15 protein-coding genes are annotated in these 16660 nt (G+C 55.5%); 6 read left to right on the top strand and 9 right to left on the bottom strand.

Annotated features, from left to right (window positions below):
- Nucleotides 1-47: 47 nt before the first annotated feature.
- Complete coding sequence (pldA, locus tag IFU29_RS21185) at nt 48-926, bottom strand: phospholipase A (protein ID WP_191935653.1); 879 nt, start codon at nt 924-926, stop codon at nt 48-50.
- A gap of 177 nt (nt 927-1103) precedes the next feature.
- On the opposite strand from pldA, the gene IFU29_RS21180 reads away from it, so the two are divergent.
- Together IFU29_RS21180 and rarD are read left to right on the top strand one after the other, a co-directional pair.
- On the top strand, nt 1104-1574 hold the full coding sequence (locus IFU29_RS21180; RefSeq protein ID WP_062748619.1) for a thioesterase family protein: 471 nt from the start codon (nt 1104-1106) through the stop codon (nt 1572-1574).
- Between the two features lie 4 nt (nt 1575-1578).
- Nucleotides 1579-2478 carry an EamA family transporter RarD gene (rarD, locus tag IFU29_RS21175; RefSeq protein WP_191935652.1) on the top strand — a complete coding sequence of 300 codons (900 nt, stop codon included), beginning with the start codon at nt 1579-1581 and terminating at the stop codon, nt 2476-2478.
- A 50-nt stretch (nt 2479-2528) separates the two neighbouring features.
- Here the strand turns inward: rarD and corA are convergent, their stop codons facing one another.
- The 8 genes from corA to IFU29_RS21135 form a co-directional block, all read right to left on the bottom strand.
- The gene (gene corA / locus IFU29_RS21170; RefSeq protein WP_191935651.1) at nt 2529-3488 is read right to left on the bottom strand and encodes a magnesium/cobalt transporter CorA; all 960 of its coding nucleotides are present in this window, start codon (nt 3486-3488) and stop codon (nt 2529-2531) included.
- Between the two features lie 292 nt (nt 3489-3780).
- The gene (gene uvrD / locus IFU29_RS21165; RefSeq protein WP_191935650.1) at nt 3781-5943 is read right to left on the bottom strand and encodes a DNA helicase II; all 2163 of its coding nucleotides are present in this window, start codon (nt 5941-5943) and stop codon (nt 3781-3783) included.
- Nucleotides 5944-6003: 60 nt separating this feature from the next.
- Nucleotides 6004-6720 carry a 5-amino-6-(5-phospho-D-ribitylamino)uracil phosphatase YigB gene (gene yigB, locus IFU29_RS21160; RefSeq protein WP_191935649.1) on the bottom strand — a complete coding sequence of 239 codons (717 nt, stop codon included), beginning with the start codon at nt 6718-6720 and terminating at the stop codon, nt 6004-6006.
- On the bottom strand, nt 6720-7628 hold the full coding sequence (gene xerC, locus IFU29_RS21155; RefSeq protein ID WP_191935648.1) for a tyrosine recombinase XerC: 909 nt from the start codon (nt 7626-7628) through the stop codon (nt 6720-6722). The genes yigB and xerC overlap by 1 nt, the downstream gene beginning before the upstream one ends.
- Entirely contained in the window at nt 7625-8332 is a 708-nt protein-coding gene (locus tag IFU29_RS21150) for a DUF484 domain-containing protein (RefSeq protein WP_191935647.1), read from the bottom strand. Before IFU29_RS21150 ends, xerC begins: the two co-directional genes overlap by 4 nt.
- Nucleotides 8329-9153 carry a diaminopimelate epimerase gene (gene dapF, locus IFU29_RS21145; protein ID WP_191935646.1) on the bottom strand — a complete coding sequence of 275 codons (825 nt, stop codon included), beginning with the start codon at nt 9151-9153 and terminating at the stop codon, nt 8329-8331. Before dapF ends, IFU29_RS21150 begins: the two co-directional genes overlap by 4 nt.
- Nucleotides 9154-9184: 31 nt before the next feature.
- Complete coding sequence (lptM, locus tag IFU29_RS21140; protein ID WP_191935645.1) at nt 9185-9385, bottom strand: LPS translocon maturation chaperone LptM; 201 nt, start codon at nt 9383-9385, stop codon at nt 9185-9187.
- A gap of 244 nt (nt 9386-9629) precedes the next feature.
- Nucleotides 9630-12185, bottom strand: a complete 2556-nt coding sequence (locus IFU29_RS21135) for a class I adenylate cyclase (protein WP_191935644.1) — start codon at nt 12183-12185, stop codon at nt 9630-9632.
- A gap of 292 nt (nt 12186-12477) precedes the next feature.
- Here IFU29_RS21135 and hemC point away from each other — a divergent pair, with 292 nt between their 5' ends.
- From hemC to hemY, 4 genes are read left to right on the top strand one after another with little or no spacing between them, the layout of a single operon-like run.
- Nucleotides 12478-13419 carry a hydroxymethylbilane synthase gene (hemC, locus tag IFU29_RS21130; RefSeq protein WP_191935643.1) on the top strand — a complete coding sequence of 314 codons (942 nt, stop codon included), beginning with the start codon at nt 12478-12480 and terminating at the stop codon, nt 13417-13419.
- A complete protein-coding gene (hemD, locus tag IFU29_RS21125; protein WP_191935642.1) occupies nt 13416-14162 on the top strand; it encodes a uroporphyrinogen-III synthase in 747 nt (248 codons plus the stop codon). The genes hemC and hemD overlap by 4 nt, the downstream gene beginning before the upstream one ends.
- 6 nt (nt 14163-14168) lie before the next feature.
- Nucleotides 14169-15308 (top strand): uroporphyrinogen-III C-methyltransferase, encoded by a 1140-nt coding sequence (gene hemX / locus IFU29_RS21120; RefSeq protein WP_191935641.1) that lies wholly within the window; start codon nt 14169-14171, stop codon nt 15306-15308.
- Nucleotides 15309-15310: 2 nt separating this feature from the next.
- Complete coding sequence (gene hemY, locus IFU29_RS21115; protein ID WP_191935673.1) at nt 15311-16501, top strand: protoheme IX biogenesis protein HemY; 1191 nt, start codon at nt 15311-15313, stop codon at nt 16499-16501.
- Nucleotides 16502-16660 lie beyond the last annotated feature (159 nt).

Below are 16660 nucleotides of genomic sequence, written 5' to 3'. Positions count from 1 at the left end.
AACAAAAATTCTGGCCGGGTCGCTTGCACTCCCCGGTCACGACAACCTTAGAACAGGTCGTTGAGCGTCACGCCAACGCCGACGCGCGTTTGACGGTGGTTATAGTCGATGAGTGACTCGCCGTAACCACTGAATACCTGCGTGTAGAAACGCACATGATCGGTCAGCGGATAACTCCAGCCCAGTTCAGCGCCACCGTAGCCGCTGTTCCAGTTGTAGTTGCTTCTTACGCTGAAGATACTGTCACCCATCTGGTAACCGACTGTCAGGCGATAATACCCCATGTATTTGGTGATATCAGGGTTATCATCGTTATTTTCGCTTTCTGGAAGACGGAACCAGGGTTTCGCTTCCACCATCCAGTTTCCATTCTGCGCCATCAGGCGGGCATATACCCGGTTCCAGCTTCGTGACGTGGGATCTGAACGTCCGTTAGACTGATGATTAAGGCCCGTTTCCACATCGCGCAGCGTCCAGCCGGCAAAGCTGTAGTCCGTTGCCCAGCCGAGGAAGATCTGCGGCTCGTAGTTGGTTTCGCGAAACGGCGATGAGGCTCCCCGGTTGGAAAGCTGCCACCAGGAGCGCTGTGTATAGGATGCCGCCAGCACAGAGTTATCACCGAGAATGCCGCGCCATAACGGGAAGGCCAGGCTTAACTGGAACTTCACTTCATCGTGTTTGGCTTTGTTTCCCCAGTCGTAAGACTCGATCGCTTCCTTGTTAATATTGCTGGTATCGGTATACAGCAGATAGTTGTTTTCATAAGGAAAAAGGATAAAGGGGTTGTCATGCTTCTCCAGTAAGTTGGCGATAATACTGCCACGTACGGCTGGCTGGTCATGCACTTCTTTTACCGTAGCTTCCTGCGCCAGTACTAACGTCGGAAACAGAATTGCTGACGCCAGCAATCCTTTCAGCAGAGCCATAGCGATCTCCCAGAGAGGCAAATTGAATAAGTGAATAAAAAGCACGCCATTCTACACAGAAAAATCCTGAGAGATTAGTGCTGATTTGCGAAAGTGGAAAGCACGGGTAACGAAGCATAATATATACATTCCATTAACCTGATTTTCTTTCATTTTGTTTTACAGGAAGACCCGATAATGTCAGCAGTACCTATGGATCAGACTGCCGCTCGTCGCCTGATCGGTGAGATTTTTGTCTATCATATGCCCTTTAACCGTGCGCTGGGGCTGGCGCTGGATCGCCTGGAGTCGGACTACGCCGAACTGAGCCTGGCAAACCAGACGATGCTGGTCGGTAACGCTGCGCAAAAAATTCTGCACGGGGGCGTGATTGCTTCCGTACTGGATGTCGCCGCTGGCCTGGTGTGCGTCACCGCGGCGCTGACGCGTCAGGAAAGCATCACAGAAGAGGAGCTGCGGCAGCGTTTATCGCGTATGGGCACCATCGATCTGCGGGTGGATTATCTGCGCCCCGGTCGCGGAGAGCGTTTCATTGCCAGCAGCAGTCTGCTGCGCGGCGGGAATAAAGTGTCGGTTGCCCGCGTGGAACTGCATAACGACGCTGGCGTTCATATTGCCAGCGCCACCGCCACTTACATGATTGGTTAACTGAATGAACCCACAGCAGACGCGTCAGGGCATTATATTTGCGCTGGGAGCCTATTTTATCTGGGGGATTGCCCCAGTCTATTTCAAGTTGATCCAGCAGGTGGCACCCGGCGAGATCATGACTCACCGGGTAATCTGGTCATTTTTCTTTATGCTGGTATTGCTCACCGTCAGTCGTAACTGGCGCAGCGTGCGCACGCTGCTTCAACATCCCAGAAAAGTGCTGTTGCTGGCGCTTTCCGCGGTAGTGGTTTGCAGTAACTGGTTGCTGTACATATGGGCGGTCAATAACCACCATATGCTGGAGGCCAGCCTGGGGTATTTTATTAATCCGCTGTTAAACGTGCTGGTAGGGATGCTGTTTCTTGGTGAACGTTTCCGCCGCCTGCAGTGGCTGGCCGTGACGCTGGCTGCCTGCGGGGTGCTGATACAGGTGTGGCAGTTTGGCTCGGTACCCGTCATCGCGCTCGGCCTGGCCATCAGCTTCTCGTTTTATGGGCTACTGCGCAAAAAAATTGCCGTCGACGCCCAGACAGGGATGCTGATTGAAACCAGCTGGCTTCTTCTTCCTGCAGCCGTTTACCTGTTTGCTCTCACCGACAGCGCGACCAGCCATCTGGGTAACAACCCGATGAGTCTGAACCTGTTACTGGCAGCGGCAGGCGTGATTACCACCGTTCCTCTGCTGCTGTTTACCGCAGCTTGTACCCGTCTGAAGCTCTCCACCGTCGGCTTTTTCCAGTATCTGGGGCCAACGCTGATGTTTCTGCTGGCGGTGCTGTTCTACGGCGAGCAGATGACGCCGGATAAACTTGTCACCTTTGGTTTTATCTGGGCCGCTCTGGCACTGTTTATCGCTGACGCCCTGTGGTCCCTGCGGCGGCAAACCGCACAACACGTCTGAATTCTGGTATAAAAAAATCGCCCCATGGGGCGATTTTTTTCTGATGACGCTTACAGCCAGTTCTTGCGCTTAAAGTAGGCGTAAGGGGCCAGACCGGCCAGGATCATCAGGGTAATCGCGCCAGGATAACCAAAACTCCACTTCAGTTCAGGCATAAACTCAAAGTTCATGCCGTAACTGGACGCCACCAGCGTAGGCGGCAGAAACACGACGGAAACCACCGAGAAGATTTTGATAATGCGGTTCTGTTCGATGTTGATAAAGCCCATCGCCGCCTGCATCAGGAAGTTGACCTTCTGGAACAGCGATTCGTTGTGCGGCAGCAGGGATTCGATATCGCGCAAAATCTCACGCGCCTGCTCCAGCTGATTGCCCGGCAGTCGCGCCTTGCGCACCAGGAAGTTCAGGGCGCGCTGAGTATCCATCAGACACAGGCGCACTTTCCAGCCGATATCTTCCAGCTCTGCCAGCGTCGACAGCGCCTCATCAAAGGCATCGCCCTGCTGCCCTTCCATAATCACGCGGCTCAGCTTTTCCAGGTCGCTGTAGATATTCTCGATCTCATCTGCCAGCTGTTCAATTTTGGTTTCGAACAGGTCGAGCAGCAGCTCATAGGCATTACCGTCGGTGAGCACCTGGTTACGGGCTCTCATGCGGTAAAGGCGAAACGCCGGAAGCTCACGTTCGCGCAGCGTATAGAGGCGCCCTTCACGAATAGTAAACGCCACCGTTGAGTTACCGGCGTGGTCGTCAGCATCTTCATAAAAGAAGAAGGAGTGGATGTGCAGGCCGTCTTCATCTTCAAAGAAACGCGCCGAGGCCTCGATATCTTCCAGTTCAGGACGGGTTGCCAGGCTCTGACCCAGCTCGGTTTGCACCCGATCTCGTTCAGCTTCTTCCGGTTCGATCAAATCCACCCAGACGGAACCGGTCAGCTCGTCCCTGGCTTCACTCTCATCCAGTTCAAGGCGGGTCAGGCGATTTTGGTCGAGTTTAAATGCGCTCAACATAAGCTGTACTCCCAATTCACAGTAACAAAATGGGACAGAGCGCTTGAACACGGGAAACAGATGTTTCTGTCAGCGATCACCACTGACTCAGAGCGACGGGAAGGACGGTCGCCAACAACCACGAAGGCTATCGGCAGAAGAGGATAGCCTTAGGAGTTGCACCTGGAATGCAGGTCAATGAGCCAGTATGTACTGGGTGTGTCCAAGGCGAATGTCCTCTTAGGGTAATGGTGGGCGCATGTTACGCTGAGACTAAAAAGGCGTCAAGCAGGGCCATGCGCCCTTCAGTCCATCACATGGCTTCCAGTTTGGCATAGGCTGCCACCAGCCACTTGATGCCCTGCCCCTGGAAGGCCACCTGTAAACGACTGTGTTCGCCGCTGCCTTCCAGGTTGACGATAGTCCCCTCACCAAACTTGGCGTGGTGTACCCGCTGGCCGAGGGCGAAACCGCTGTCATTTTTAGCCACCGGCGTCCCCATTCGCTGATGATTGACCGGACGGCTGACGCTGGCACGCAGGCGGACTTCCTCTACGCACGCTTCCGGTAGCTCACCGATAAAACGTGACGGACGATGATACACTTCCTTACCATAAAGCCGGCGGGTTTCAGCATAGGTCAGCGTCAGCTTCTGCATCGCACGGGTCACGCCAACATAGGCCAGACGGCGCTCTTCTTCCAGGCGTCCACCCTCATCCAGCGACATCTGGCTGGGGAACATGCCCTCTTCCATTCCGACGATAAAGACCTGCATAAACTCCAGCCCTTTGGCCGCATGCATGGTCATCAGCTGTACGGCATCCTGCCATTTGTCCGCCTGGCCTTCACCGGCTTCCAGGGCAGCATGGGACAGAAACGCCTGGAGCGGCATCAGATCCTGATCTTCGTCCTGATAAGCGTATTGCCGCGTGGCGTTGACCAGTTCCTCAAGGTTTTCAATACGCGCCTGGCCTTTCTCGCCTTTCTCCTGCTCATACATCAGCCACAGGCCGGAATCTTTAATGACCCGATCGGTCTGGACGTGCAGGGGCATCTCGGCCGTTTCCTGTGCCAGTGAGTCGACCAGCTCAGTGAAACGCTGCAGCGCAGAGGCCGCGCGTCCGGCCAGCGCTTTCTCCTGCAGCAGCACGCGCGTGGTTTGCCACAGCGTCAGCTGGCGTTCGCGTGAGGTCTGCCGGACCACGTCGAGCGTACGATCACCAATCCCCCGCGTGGGCGTATTCACCACGCGCTCGAAGGCGGCATCATCGTTGCGGTTGGAGATCAGACGCAGGTAGGCCAGTGCATCTTTGATTTCCTGACGTTCGAAGAAGCGCATCCCGCCGTAAATCCGGTACGGCATGCTGGTTTGCAGCAGGGCCTCTTCCAGGACACGCGACTGGGCGTTACTGCGATACAGAATGGCACAGTCGTTCAGCGCGCCGCCATTCTCCATCCACACTTTGATGCGGTTAACCACGAACCGGGCTTCATCCAGCTCGTTGAACGCACAATAGATGGCAATCGGTTCACCGTCGCTGTCTTCCGTCCACAGCTCTTTACCCAACCGCCCGCTGTTATTGGCGATCAGGGCATTGGCGGCTTTCAGAATATTGTTGGTCGAGCGGTAGTTTTGCTCAAGACGGATGGTTTCTGCACCGGGAAAATCCTTGAGGAAGCGCTGGATATTTTCCACCTGCGCGCCACGCCAGCCATAGATAGACTGGTCATCGTCTCCCACGATAATCACTTTACCCGTGTCACCCGCTAACATACGGATCCACGCATACTGGATGTTGTTGGTATCCTGGAATTCGTCGACGAGGATATTGGTAAAGCGCTCACGATAATGATTAAGGATATGCGGCTTGTTCAGCCACAGCTCATGCGCGCGCAGTAACAGTTCGGCAAAATCCACCAGCCCGGCGCGATCGCAGGCTTCCTGATAGGCCTGATAAATACGCAGCCAGGTCTGCTCTATCGGATTCCCGTAGCTTTCAATATGTTTCGGACGAAGACCTTCGTCTTTTTTGCCGTTGATGTACCACATCCCCTGCCGTGCGGGCCACTGCTTCTCATCCAGATTCATCGCTTTGATCAGCCGCTTGAGCAGCCGCAGCTGATCTTCGCTGTCGAGGATCTGAAAGTCCTGCGGCAGATTCGCATCCAGGTGATGCGCACGCAGAAGGCGGTGGGCCAGGCCGTGGAAGGTGCCGATCCACATCCCGCCCTGGCTGGTGCCGATCAGCTGTTCAATGCGGTGGCGCATCTCTGCCGCCGCTTTGTTGGTGAAGGTCACCGCCATGATCGAATAGGGGGAGCAGTTCTCCACGGCCATCAGCCAGGCAATGCGATGAACCAGCACGCGGGTTTTACCACTCCCTGCGCCGGCCAGCACCAGCAGGTTACTGCGCGGCGCGGCCACGGCTTCGCGTTGTTTGTCATTCAAGCTGTCGAGCAGGTCTGAAACGTCCATAAGGCACCGTCGGGGATCGGGGGCAGCATCAGGCCGCCCACTGGATATTTAACCAGCTTATTATATCAGCGCAGTCAGCGATGCCAACTGCGAAATTTCCAGCGTCGGCAGCAGCCGGGAATCTTTGCTCTGCATCAGGTTAGCCCGATGCGGGTTAATCCAGCACGCCTGCATCCCACAGCGTATGGCCCCCGCGACGTCGGTGATAAGGTCATCCCCGACGTGCAGAATGTGCTCTGGCGCCAGGTTTAACCGCCCGGCGGCGGCCTGATACATATCCTGATAGGGCTTGGCGCGGCCATCCGGCCCGGCCCGCAGGGTGAAACGGAAGTACTGATCCAGGCCACACAGGTGCGGTTCCGCGTTACCGTTGGTGATGGCCACCAGGGGAATACGCTGTGCCAGCGCCGCCAGCGTCGCGTGCGTCTCTTGGGGAATGTCGATCTCGCTGCGCCAGCGGGCAAACACGGCCATCACGTCACGGGAACCTTCCACCGCCTGCGCGGAGGTGAGACCCACATCCAGCATCGACTGTTCTACGGCACGACGCCGCCATTCGCTGACGTCGTGGTAAATGTCGGGTTCAGCCGCCAGCAGGCGGTCACGCACCTGCTGATACTGCAGCACGCTGAAGTCGTTCAGAGCAGGATGATACGCCTGTAGTGCGCTGTGGGACTCCTCGGTGGTGCGGCGGATCACAGGAAGATTGTCATACAGCGTGTCATCAAGATCGAAAGTCATGGCCGCGACAGGGCGTAAAGGTCGGTAGAAGTGCATCAGGATTTTCCTCGTTTTGCACGGGGATGGGCGGCATCGTAAACCGACGCCAGGTGTTGAAAGTCAAGATGGGTGTAGATTTGCGTGGTGGTCAGGTTGGCATGCCCCAGCAGCTCCTGTACCGCCCGTAAATCCCCGCTCGATTCAAGCATATGTGTGGCGAAAGAATGGCGCAGTTTGTGGGGATGAACGTGGCTGGACAGCCCCTGTTTCACACCCCATTCGGCAAACCTTTTTTGTACGTTACGTGCCGAGATCCGTTTGCCCTGCTTTGACAGGAATAACGCCTCATCATCCGGTACAAACAACTCACGCAGCGCCAGCCAGTGACCGATCCAGCGTACGGCCGTTCCACCCACCGGCAGGCGACGCTCTTTGCTCCCCTTGCCGATGACCCACACCTCTCCCGAGTCCAGATCGAGATGATTAAGGTCAATCCCCACCAGCTCCGACAAACGCAAACCCGCCCCGTACATCACCTCCAGCATGGCGCGATCGCGAACGGCCAGCGGATCGTTGAGGTCGATATCCAGCAGTTTATTCACTTCATCGACATCAATATTTTTCGGTAAGTGCCGGGGGGCCCTCGGCGTGGCAACACCTTTCGCCGGATTGGCCTGAATAACGCCCTGGCTAATCAACCAGTCAAGGAAGCTGCGTAATGCGGAAAGGCGAAGCGCCAGGCTGGCGGGCTTCAGCCCGCTGCGGCTGCTGCGGGCTGCCAGAGAGCGAACCCGGGCTGCATCCAGCCGGGGCCAGTCACTCACTTTCAGTTCGTCCAGCAGGGTAACGACCGCACTGAGCTGACGGTGATAGCTGGTCAGCGTCAGCGGACTGAGCTGGCGCTCAACCTTCAGGTAACGCAGAAACCCCTCTACGGCTGGCAGCAGGGGCGATTCACTGTTCACGCCCGTTCGACCCAACGTGACAGCAGCTGTGGCAGCATCAGCGAGAGATGCTGTAACAGCACGGTACCCATCCCGGACTGATAATGCTGATTGTCCCGGCTGCTGAAAATCAGCACGCCCAGATCGCCCTCTTCGCCCAGCAACGACATCGCGACCGAGCCGATGGCCCTGGCCTGAGGGAGCAGTAGCAATAATTCAGGACCGTTGAGGCTGCCCAGATAGTGGTTTTGCTTACCCAGACGCTGAATACGTACCGGTTCAAACGCCTGACGCGACAGGGCAAGCTGCGTAAAGTCGGACGGGGCACCAATGTGCCATTTTTCACTGAACAGGCGAATATTAGCCCCGGCCAGACCAAACTCTCGCGCCCAGCGGTGCAGGCGATTAAGCATGTCGTGCAAGCTGGTGGCCGCCGCCAGTCGTCCCTGCAGGGCAAAGAGGCGATCAAATAGCTGCTGATTCGCACTGGCCTGCTCCATCAGCAGCGTAATATCTTCTTCTAACTGCTGAATGTGATTGCGCTGGCGCGCTAACTGCCACTCCACCAGCGACACCGCTCCACGTACCGGATGCGGAACCACCATCTGCTCGACCTGACGGGCATTGCGAATAAAGAAGTCTGGATTTTGCAGCAGGAACTCGCTGACCGTTCGGTCGTCCAGTAATACCTCACCCGCTTCCTGCTGTTCTCCAACATTTTTCATAGATGAATAAATCCGTCATAGACGTGAGTGGCAGGACCGGTCATATACAGGGGATGACCGAGCCCTTTCCAGGCGATATTTAACGTGCCACCGGGTAGATCAACACGCACATTTTCACTTAACAGCGTCTGCTGAATGCCCACAGCCACTGCGGCACAGGCACCACTGCCACAGGCCTGCGTTTCACCCGCCCCGCGTTCATAAACACGCAGCCGGATGTGCTCACGACTGACGACTTCCATGAAGCCAACGTTAACACGCTCGGGAAAGCGTTCGTGGCTCTCAAGCACCGGGCCCAGCGTTTCAACCGTGGCCGTTTTAACGCTTTCAACCTGTAAAACGCAGTGTGGATTACCCATCGACACGACGCCGCACATAACAGTTTGCTCGGCAGCGCGCATCAGATAGATATTTTCGGCTTTATTCGCACGGAACGGAACCTGCTGAGGTTCAAAATTAGGTTCGCCCATATTCACGCGCACCAGTTCATCCTGATCGACGCTGAGGATCATGCGGCCCGTTTGCGTGCTGACGCGAATTTCACTTTTATTGGTCAGCCCCTTCAGGCGAACAAAACGGGCAAAACAACGCGCCCCGTTGCCGCACTGCGACACTTCGCTGCCGTCGGCGTTAAAGATGCGGTAATGAAAATCAAGATCCGGATCGTAAGGCGGCTCTACGATCAGGAGCTGATCAAAGCCGATCCCCAGATGACGATCGGCCAGACGACGGATAAGCTCTGGGGAAAAATAGACATTTTGCGTGACGGCATCAACCACCATGAAGTCGTTACCGAGACCGTGCATTTTTGAGAACTGCATTTTCTGCTCCGCCGGGTGCGTCATTGTTTTATTACTGGGCCGGTTGCACACTCTGACCACGGGTCGAAGCAGGTGTCTGCTCTGACGTGACGGATGGCGTTGTTGGGGTGGCCTGCTGCACCTGCGGTTTAGCCTGCTCATCTTTAGGGAAATAGAGCGGGCCTTTCAGGCCACATCCCGTCAGGCTGACCGCCGTCAACACCAGAGCCAGCTGGATAAGTTTTTTCTTCATTCTTGTTCTACTCGTTAAAGATACCTGTTGCCATCTATCATCGCAGGTGAAGTCCGAAAAGCAACAGGAAAAGCGCAATCCCTGCTGGTACGTTCTCATTCAGCCGTCTGAATGCAGGCAGGGGATCAGGAAGGTCGGCAGGCCAGTTATCATGTCACGTTTACCCCCGATAATGCGGTCAGGTAAACGCCATGCTGTTGTTCGCACAATAATATTATTTCGATGAGATTGAAGCGTAAAAATACTAATGCATCTGATAGCGTCGGGCATACTCGTCGCTGGCCGCATCATCCGGTAGAGCGGCACAGAGCTGGGTCAGCGTCTGACTGCGGAAAGGGATCACCTGGAAACGTTCATCCGCCTGCACAATCTGATAGAACTGTGGCAGGTTGAAATTGATGAAACTCGACCCGTAGGTGAAGCGGTCATGGGAGGAGGAGTAGAAACGGCTGACATCCCTTACCAGCTCCTCTTTACTGCCTTCACAATGGTGATAGACCTCTACGCGGTTCGTTTCGTCGAGGATATAGATATTGAAACCGTGATCGTCCAGCGTATCTTCAAAGAAGAACTGGATAATGCCTTCACTGGCATAGCCATTAACAACAGCAGGCAGACGGACCTGATCCGTTTCTACCTTCAGCGACAGGCCGTGCAGTTTGTTATTTGAAATCGCCCCGTAAAACTCAACGGCATTTTCCAGCCTCTGCACGGAGACACTCAGACGTTCGAAGAACAGTCCCCACGTCTGGCCAGCTACGCGCAGTGCTTTGAACCGTCCCGGCTCCTGGCGGGTGCTGGAGAGTCGAAGCTCCACACATTCAGAGACCAGCTGCTGTACACGGGTACGGATCAACCCGCGCAGGTGCTGACTGTAGCAAAATACCTCTACAGAGTCCGGCGGCGAGGCATCCTGATGCATTTTCCCGAGAATGGTTTTCAGCGCCTCAATCATCGACTGCTCGCCGTTAAAGTGCAGCGTACGCACTTCATTCCAGGAATTGCGGTACAGCAGGTCAATACTGCCCACCAGGCACTGCTGCTGCTGGCCAAAGCTGAACACGTCCAGTTTGCGGAAATCAAAATGCACCACCTGATTACGAAACGCGGCCGTCGGGTCGTATTCGAGGTTAACAATAATCGCCAGATGGCGGATCTCACACGGGCTGTAAAGCGCCTTGGGCGTCGGTGAAGGCAGACGCAGCGGGAAATGGTGCGAGACATCAGCGACCAGTTCCTGCAAGCGGGCCAGATCGCAAATGTCATTTCCTTTGATATGCAGCCGCGTTTTGCTGGTCAGCAGGCCGTTAAACCATGCCCAGGCCACCAGCTTATTCAGATAACGATTATATTCCAGCGGCTGATGACTGATGATCGAACTCATATCCGGCGACTGGTTATACAGATACCATCCAGCGCGATTGGCGCGACCGTTAGGAACATGGATAAAGGTGAGATGCGATTCTGAAAGATCGGGGGAAATTTGCGGATTCAGCAGTGTCACTTTCCCCGGCAGCGCCTCAAAGGCAGCGTACAGTTTACGCGTCAGTACCCCAATATCCTGTGGGCTGGCACTCACGCTTAAATTGTTACGGCGGGCAAAGCGGATCAGGTTGCGATAGCTCTGCATCATCGCGTCCAGCAGTTCGTTGTGCGCTTCACGCACCTGGCTGATTTTCCAGTCTGCACGGCTGTCCAGCATCGTCAGACGCTCATGATCCCATCCCCACTCTTTTACCTGCTGGCTGAGGATCTCCCGACGCCAGCCCGACTCTTCCGTGCTGACCGACAGTTTTTCACAGACTTTCAGATAGAAGCAGCGGCGCACCAGATCAAGACGCGCATGGTCATCAATGCTGGTCAGATAATGAGTAACGCGCTCCAGCATCATGCAGTAGGGATCGAGACCGTAAGAAACAATCTCACCGTCGTGCAGACGCTGTTTAATATCCATCGCCAGCAGATGCGTCGCCGGATACTCCCAGGAGTAAGCTTCCAGCAGCAGCGTCTTCAAAACGGCTTTATAAGGGGAGTCGATGCTTTTATACAACTGCCACAGACTGGCACCGAAGTACTCTTCTGCTGACAGCGTACCAAGGCCCCCCAGATCCAACCATTCGTTTGGCGTCAGCACGCCCTGCTGATACAGCGACATGACGTAGTCGTCGTAGTGCTCTTCCTCTTCGCGCGGTACCATATTCCACAGAATACGTTTTCCGGCCATGCGCACGGCCGTGCGGTAAAACTCATCCAGCAGCAGGATGTGCTGGGTGGAACCACAGTCCTCTCCTCCCAAGCTGCCGCTTTCATTATGGCGGAAGCGGTTTTCATCAATCAGGAAGAAGCTCACCTCAACACCCATCGAGGCACACCACTTTTGCAAAAGCGTGCATTTTTTTTGCAGGCTGAGCCGCTCATCATTATCCAGCCATGACTGGTGGCATACCCAGATATCGAGATCGGAGGTAAAGTTCTGGCCGATGGAGGAGGTACTGCCCATTGAATAAACACCGGTAATCGGCATTTCGCCCTGCGGAGGCATGGCGGCAAACGATCCAGATTTATCTTCTAGATCAGTAAGATAGGATATCTGGTTATCATCAGGCGTGTAGAAGCTGATGCCATGGGGGACGTTACCTGCAAAGTAACCGGGCATCAAAGGGTGATGATAATGTAATAAGGTTGGCAGCAGACTGTAAACCTGTTGGAAAGCAGGCCCCATGGCAGCCAGTGCGCGGTCAACGCGCAGCTGGTTAATCGCATCCAGTCTCTGTTTCAGTGTCTCAATGTAGAGGTACAAGACGTCTCGCCTGATTATCCCAGTGCCTACACCCTTCTTTGACTGATAAGGGTATATAAAAGTTCGCTATCCGACATCTGCCGCTTGCTTTAAAAATAGTCGTGCAGATTATTGTCGGAAACGTGATCAATCTAACACCTGGCAGATTGACCGTAAAGAAAGATGCGCCAGTTAACAGTTTAGCACATTTTACGACCAACCCACTGCATTACGTCCGTGTACCGCCGTTTAACTGACAGCCTTCCCGGTTCAATGATAGGATAATCAGTGAACGATCAAAACGGTATCAAGCATGTTAGACAAAATTTTAAGAATTGCCACCCGTCAAAGTCCCCTGGCTTTATGGCAGGCGGAATATGTACAACAGCGTTTAATCAGCTGTCACCCCGGCCTGCGTGTTGAGCTGGTTCCTATGGTGACGCGCGGTGATGTGATCCTCGATACGCCGCTGGCCAAGGTTGGCGGTAAGGGCCTGTTCGTTAAAGAACTGGAACAGGCGATGCTTTCAGATCGCGCCGATATTGCCGTGCACTCGATGAAAGATGTGCCGGTTGCTTTTCCTCAGGGGCTGGGATTAGTCACTATTTGTGAGCGCGAAGACCCACATGATGCTTTTGTGTCCCATCATTACGCATCAGTGGATGCCTTGCCACAGGGTGCCATTGTCGGGACTTCCAGCCTGCGGCGTCAGTGCCAGATTAGTGCCCGCCGACCAGACCTGGTGATCCGCTCACTGCGCGGTAACGTCGGTACCCGTTTGGGGAAACTGGATGCGGGAGAATATGATGCCATTATTCTCGCCGTTGCCGGGCTGAAGCGGCTGGGTCTGGGAGAACGTATTCGTCAGATCATGCCCGCAGAGGAGTCACTCCCCGCCGTAGGACAGGGCGCGGTCGGTATTGAGTGTCGGCTGGACGACAGTTGGGTCATCGGATTACTGTCCGCATTAAACGACGACGACACGGCCTGCCGGGTCAGGGCTGAACGGGCAATGAATACCCGACTGGAAGGGGGCTGCCAGGTGCCGATCGGCAGCTATGCCGTACTGGAAGGCGATCAACTCTGGTTACGGGGACTGGTAGGCTCTCCGGACGGCAGTCAGATGGTTAAAGGCGAACGACGCGGCCCACGCACCGATGCCGAAAAGATGGGTATCTCACTGGCTGAAGAGTTGCTGGATAAGGGTGCCCGTGAAATTCTGGCTGAGGTTTATCAGGGGAATCCGCCCGCATGAGCATCCTGGTAACCCGTCCGTCACCGGCTGGAGATGAGCTGGTAAGCCGTCTGCGCGCGCGTGGACAGGTTGCCTGGGCTTTCCCACTGATTGAGTTTACCCCAGGAACCCAGCTGGACATCCTGCCTGCAAAACTGAGTACTCTGACCGCAGGAGACCTGGTTTTTATTCTGTCTCAACATGCCATCCACTACGCTCACCCGGCTTTATCTCTCGCTGGTATGACATGGCCCGCTGGGCTGAACTATTATGCTATAGGTCGCAGCACGGCGCTGGCTTTGCACGCCGTCAGTGGTCATGAGGTGGTGTGGCCCCATGAGCAGGAAACCAGCGAGGTTCTGATCCGCATACCGGCTCTTCAGTCCGTGGCCGGTAAGCGCGCCCTTATTCTACGCGGTAACGGTGGACGGGAGTTGCTGGCAGAAACTATGCTTGCCCGGGGTGCGCAGGTAGAATTTATTGAGTGCTATCAGCGCTGTGAAAAAAATTATCATGGTGCAGAAGAAGGCCGGCGCTGGCGTAACTACGGTATTCAAACCCTGGTGGTCACCAGTGGCGAAATGCTGCAGCAGCTTTACAGCCTCTTTCCTGATGTCGATCGGGATGAATGGCTTTTACACTGTCGACTGGTTGTCGTCAGTCAACGTTTGGCTACTCTGGCCCGCAACCTGGGCTGGGCGGACATTGGTGTCGCCGGGGGTGCCGATAATGACGCGTTACTACGCGCACTTAATATGGGATGAACCATTATGACGGAACACAAAGATTCCTCCGCCATGGTTGAAGAGACTACCCCCGTGGTCGATACCTCAACACCTGAACCACAACCACCGCGTAAAGCGAAGAACAGTGGAACGGTACTGGGTGTTGTGGCAATCGCTATTGCGCTGGCCGTGGGTGCTGGCCTCTATATGTATGGACAACATCAGGCGCAACAACAGGCTGCGGCAAGCCAGGCCCTGGCCTCTCAACTTTCTGACCTGCAGCAGTCAGCGGTGAGCGACAACCAGTCGCTGGTTAAGCAACTGGCGGTGCAAACCAGCGCGCTGGATACTGCGCGTCAGCAGCAGGCAGCGATGAGTCAGCAATTGGATGAGCTGAAACAGAAAGTGGCGACGATTTCCGGCAGCGATGCGCAAACCTGGATGCTGGCACAGGCTGATTATCTGGTCAAAATGGCCGGTCGCAAGCTGTGGAGCGATCAGGACGTGACCACCGCCGCCGCCTTGCTGAAAAGTGCGGATGCCAGCCTTGCCGACATGAACGATCCCAGCCTGATCGACGTCCGCCGGGCGCTGACCCAGGATATCAGTACGCTGTCGGCGCTCAGTCAGGTCGACTATGACGGTATTATTCTGAAACTGAATCAACTGTCCAACGACGTAGATAATCTGCGTATCGCCGATAACGACAGTGATAATGCGCCGATGGATTCAGACAGCGGAGAGCTCTCTTCCTCCTTACGTGAGTGGCGTCAGAACCTGGTTAAAAGCTGGCATAACTTTATGGACGATTTCATCACTATCCGTCGCCGTGATGCTACCGCCGAACCGATGATGGCACCCGATCAGGATATTTATCTGCGTGAAAATATCCGTTCGCGACTGCTGATTGCAGCACAGGCTGTCCCCCGCCATCAGGATGAAATTTATAAACAGTCTATTGATACCGTATCCGCATGGACACGCGCCTGGTTTGACAGCAATGATGCCAGCACCAGGGCCTTCCTCAGCCAGCTGGATGAGCTGAGCCAGCAAAGTGTATCGATGGATGTGCCCGAAGCACTGCAGAGCCAGCCGCTGCTGGATAAGCTGATGGAAACCCGCGTACGTAACCTGCTGGCCCAGCCAGCGGCACCGTCTGCCACATCCCAGCAACAGGGAGAATAATGATGCTTAAAGTTCTTCTTCTGTTTCTGCTGTGTATGGCGGGTATTGTCCTTGGCCCGCTGATGGCAGGCCATCAGGGTTACGTGCTGATCCGCACCGATAACTGGGATATCAAAACCAGCGTCACGGCCATGGTGATCATGATGGTGCTGGCGATGATCGTCATTCTGGCTATCGAGTGGCTTTTGCGCCGCCTTTTCCGTACCGGAGCGCGTACCCGTGGCTGGTTTAACGGGCGTAAACGCCGCAGCGCCCACAAGCAGACCAATGCCGCGCTTATCAAGCTGGCCGAAGGTGACTATCAGCAGGTAGAGAAACTGCTGTCGCGCCATGCGGATCATGCGGAACAACCGGTCGTCAACTATCTGCTGGCGGCAGAAGCCGCGCAGCAGCGCGGGGATGAGATCCGCGCCAATCAGCACCTTGAGCGTGCAACCGAGCTGAACAAGGGCGATCCGCTTCCGGTGGAAATCACCCGCGTGCGCATTCAGCTGGCCCGCAATGAAGATCATGCGGCACGTCACGGTATCGACCGTCTGCTGGAAATTGCCCCGCGTCATCCTGAAGTCCTGCGTCTGGCAGAACAGGCCTATCTGCGTACGCATGCCTGGAGTGCCTTACTGGATATTCTTCCTGCGATGGAAAAAATCAGGCTTGGCGATGAAGCTCATCGTCTCAGTCTGCAACAGCAGGCCTGGCTGGGTCTGATGAGCCAGGCGATGGCCGATCAGGGTAGCGACGGTCTTAAGCGCTGGTGGCAGAATCAGAGCCGGAAAACCCGACAGGAGCCGGCTTTACAGGTGGCAATGGCGGATCATCTTATCGTCTGCGACGATCACGATACCGCGCAGCAGATTGTACTGGAAGGTCTGAAGCGCCAGTACGATGAACGTCTGGTACTGCTGATGCCCCGACTGAAAACCGGTAACCCGGAGCAGCTGGAAAAAGCGCTGCGCCAGCAAATCAAACAGCATGGTGCGACGCCGCTGTTGCACAGCACCCTGGGACAATTGCTGATGCAGCATGGCGAATGGGAGCAGGCAGAAGAAGCTTTCCGCGCGGCGTTGCAGCAGCGCCCGGATGCCTTTGACTATGCGTGGCTGGCGGATACGCTGGATCGGCAGCACAAGCCGGAAGAAGCGGCAACGATGCGCCGTGACGGACTGTTGCTGACGCTGAAAAACAATCCCTGAGTGCTGAAACCTGTAAAAAAACCGGGCCTGTTGCCCGGTTTTTTTATGCCTGCGGCAGGAAGGCGGCAAGCGCGAGGATCCCCGGGAGCTGACACCGGTCAGTGACCGGGGTGAGCACGCGCAGCCAACGCATCTGCAGCGCGAAAGATGACGCTTAGT

Origin of the sequence: Erwinia persicina, assembly GCF_014838825.1 — a bacterium.
Taxonomy (GTDB): Bacteria; Pseudomonadota; Gammaproteobacteria; order Enterobacterales; family Enterobacteriaceae; genus Erwinia; species Erwinia persicina_A.
The sequence above is the reverse complement of the archived record's forward strand: the minus strand, read 5'-3'. Positions and strand labels throughout refer to the sequence as shown.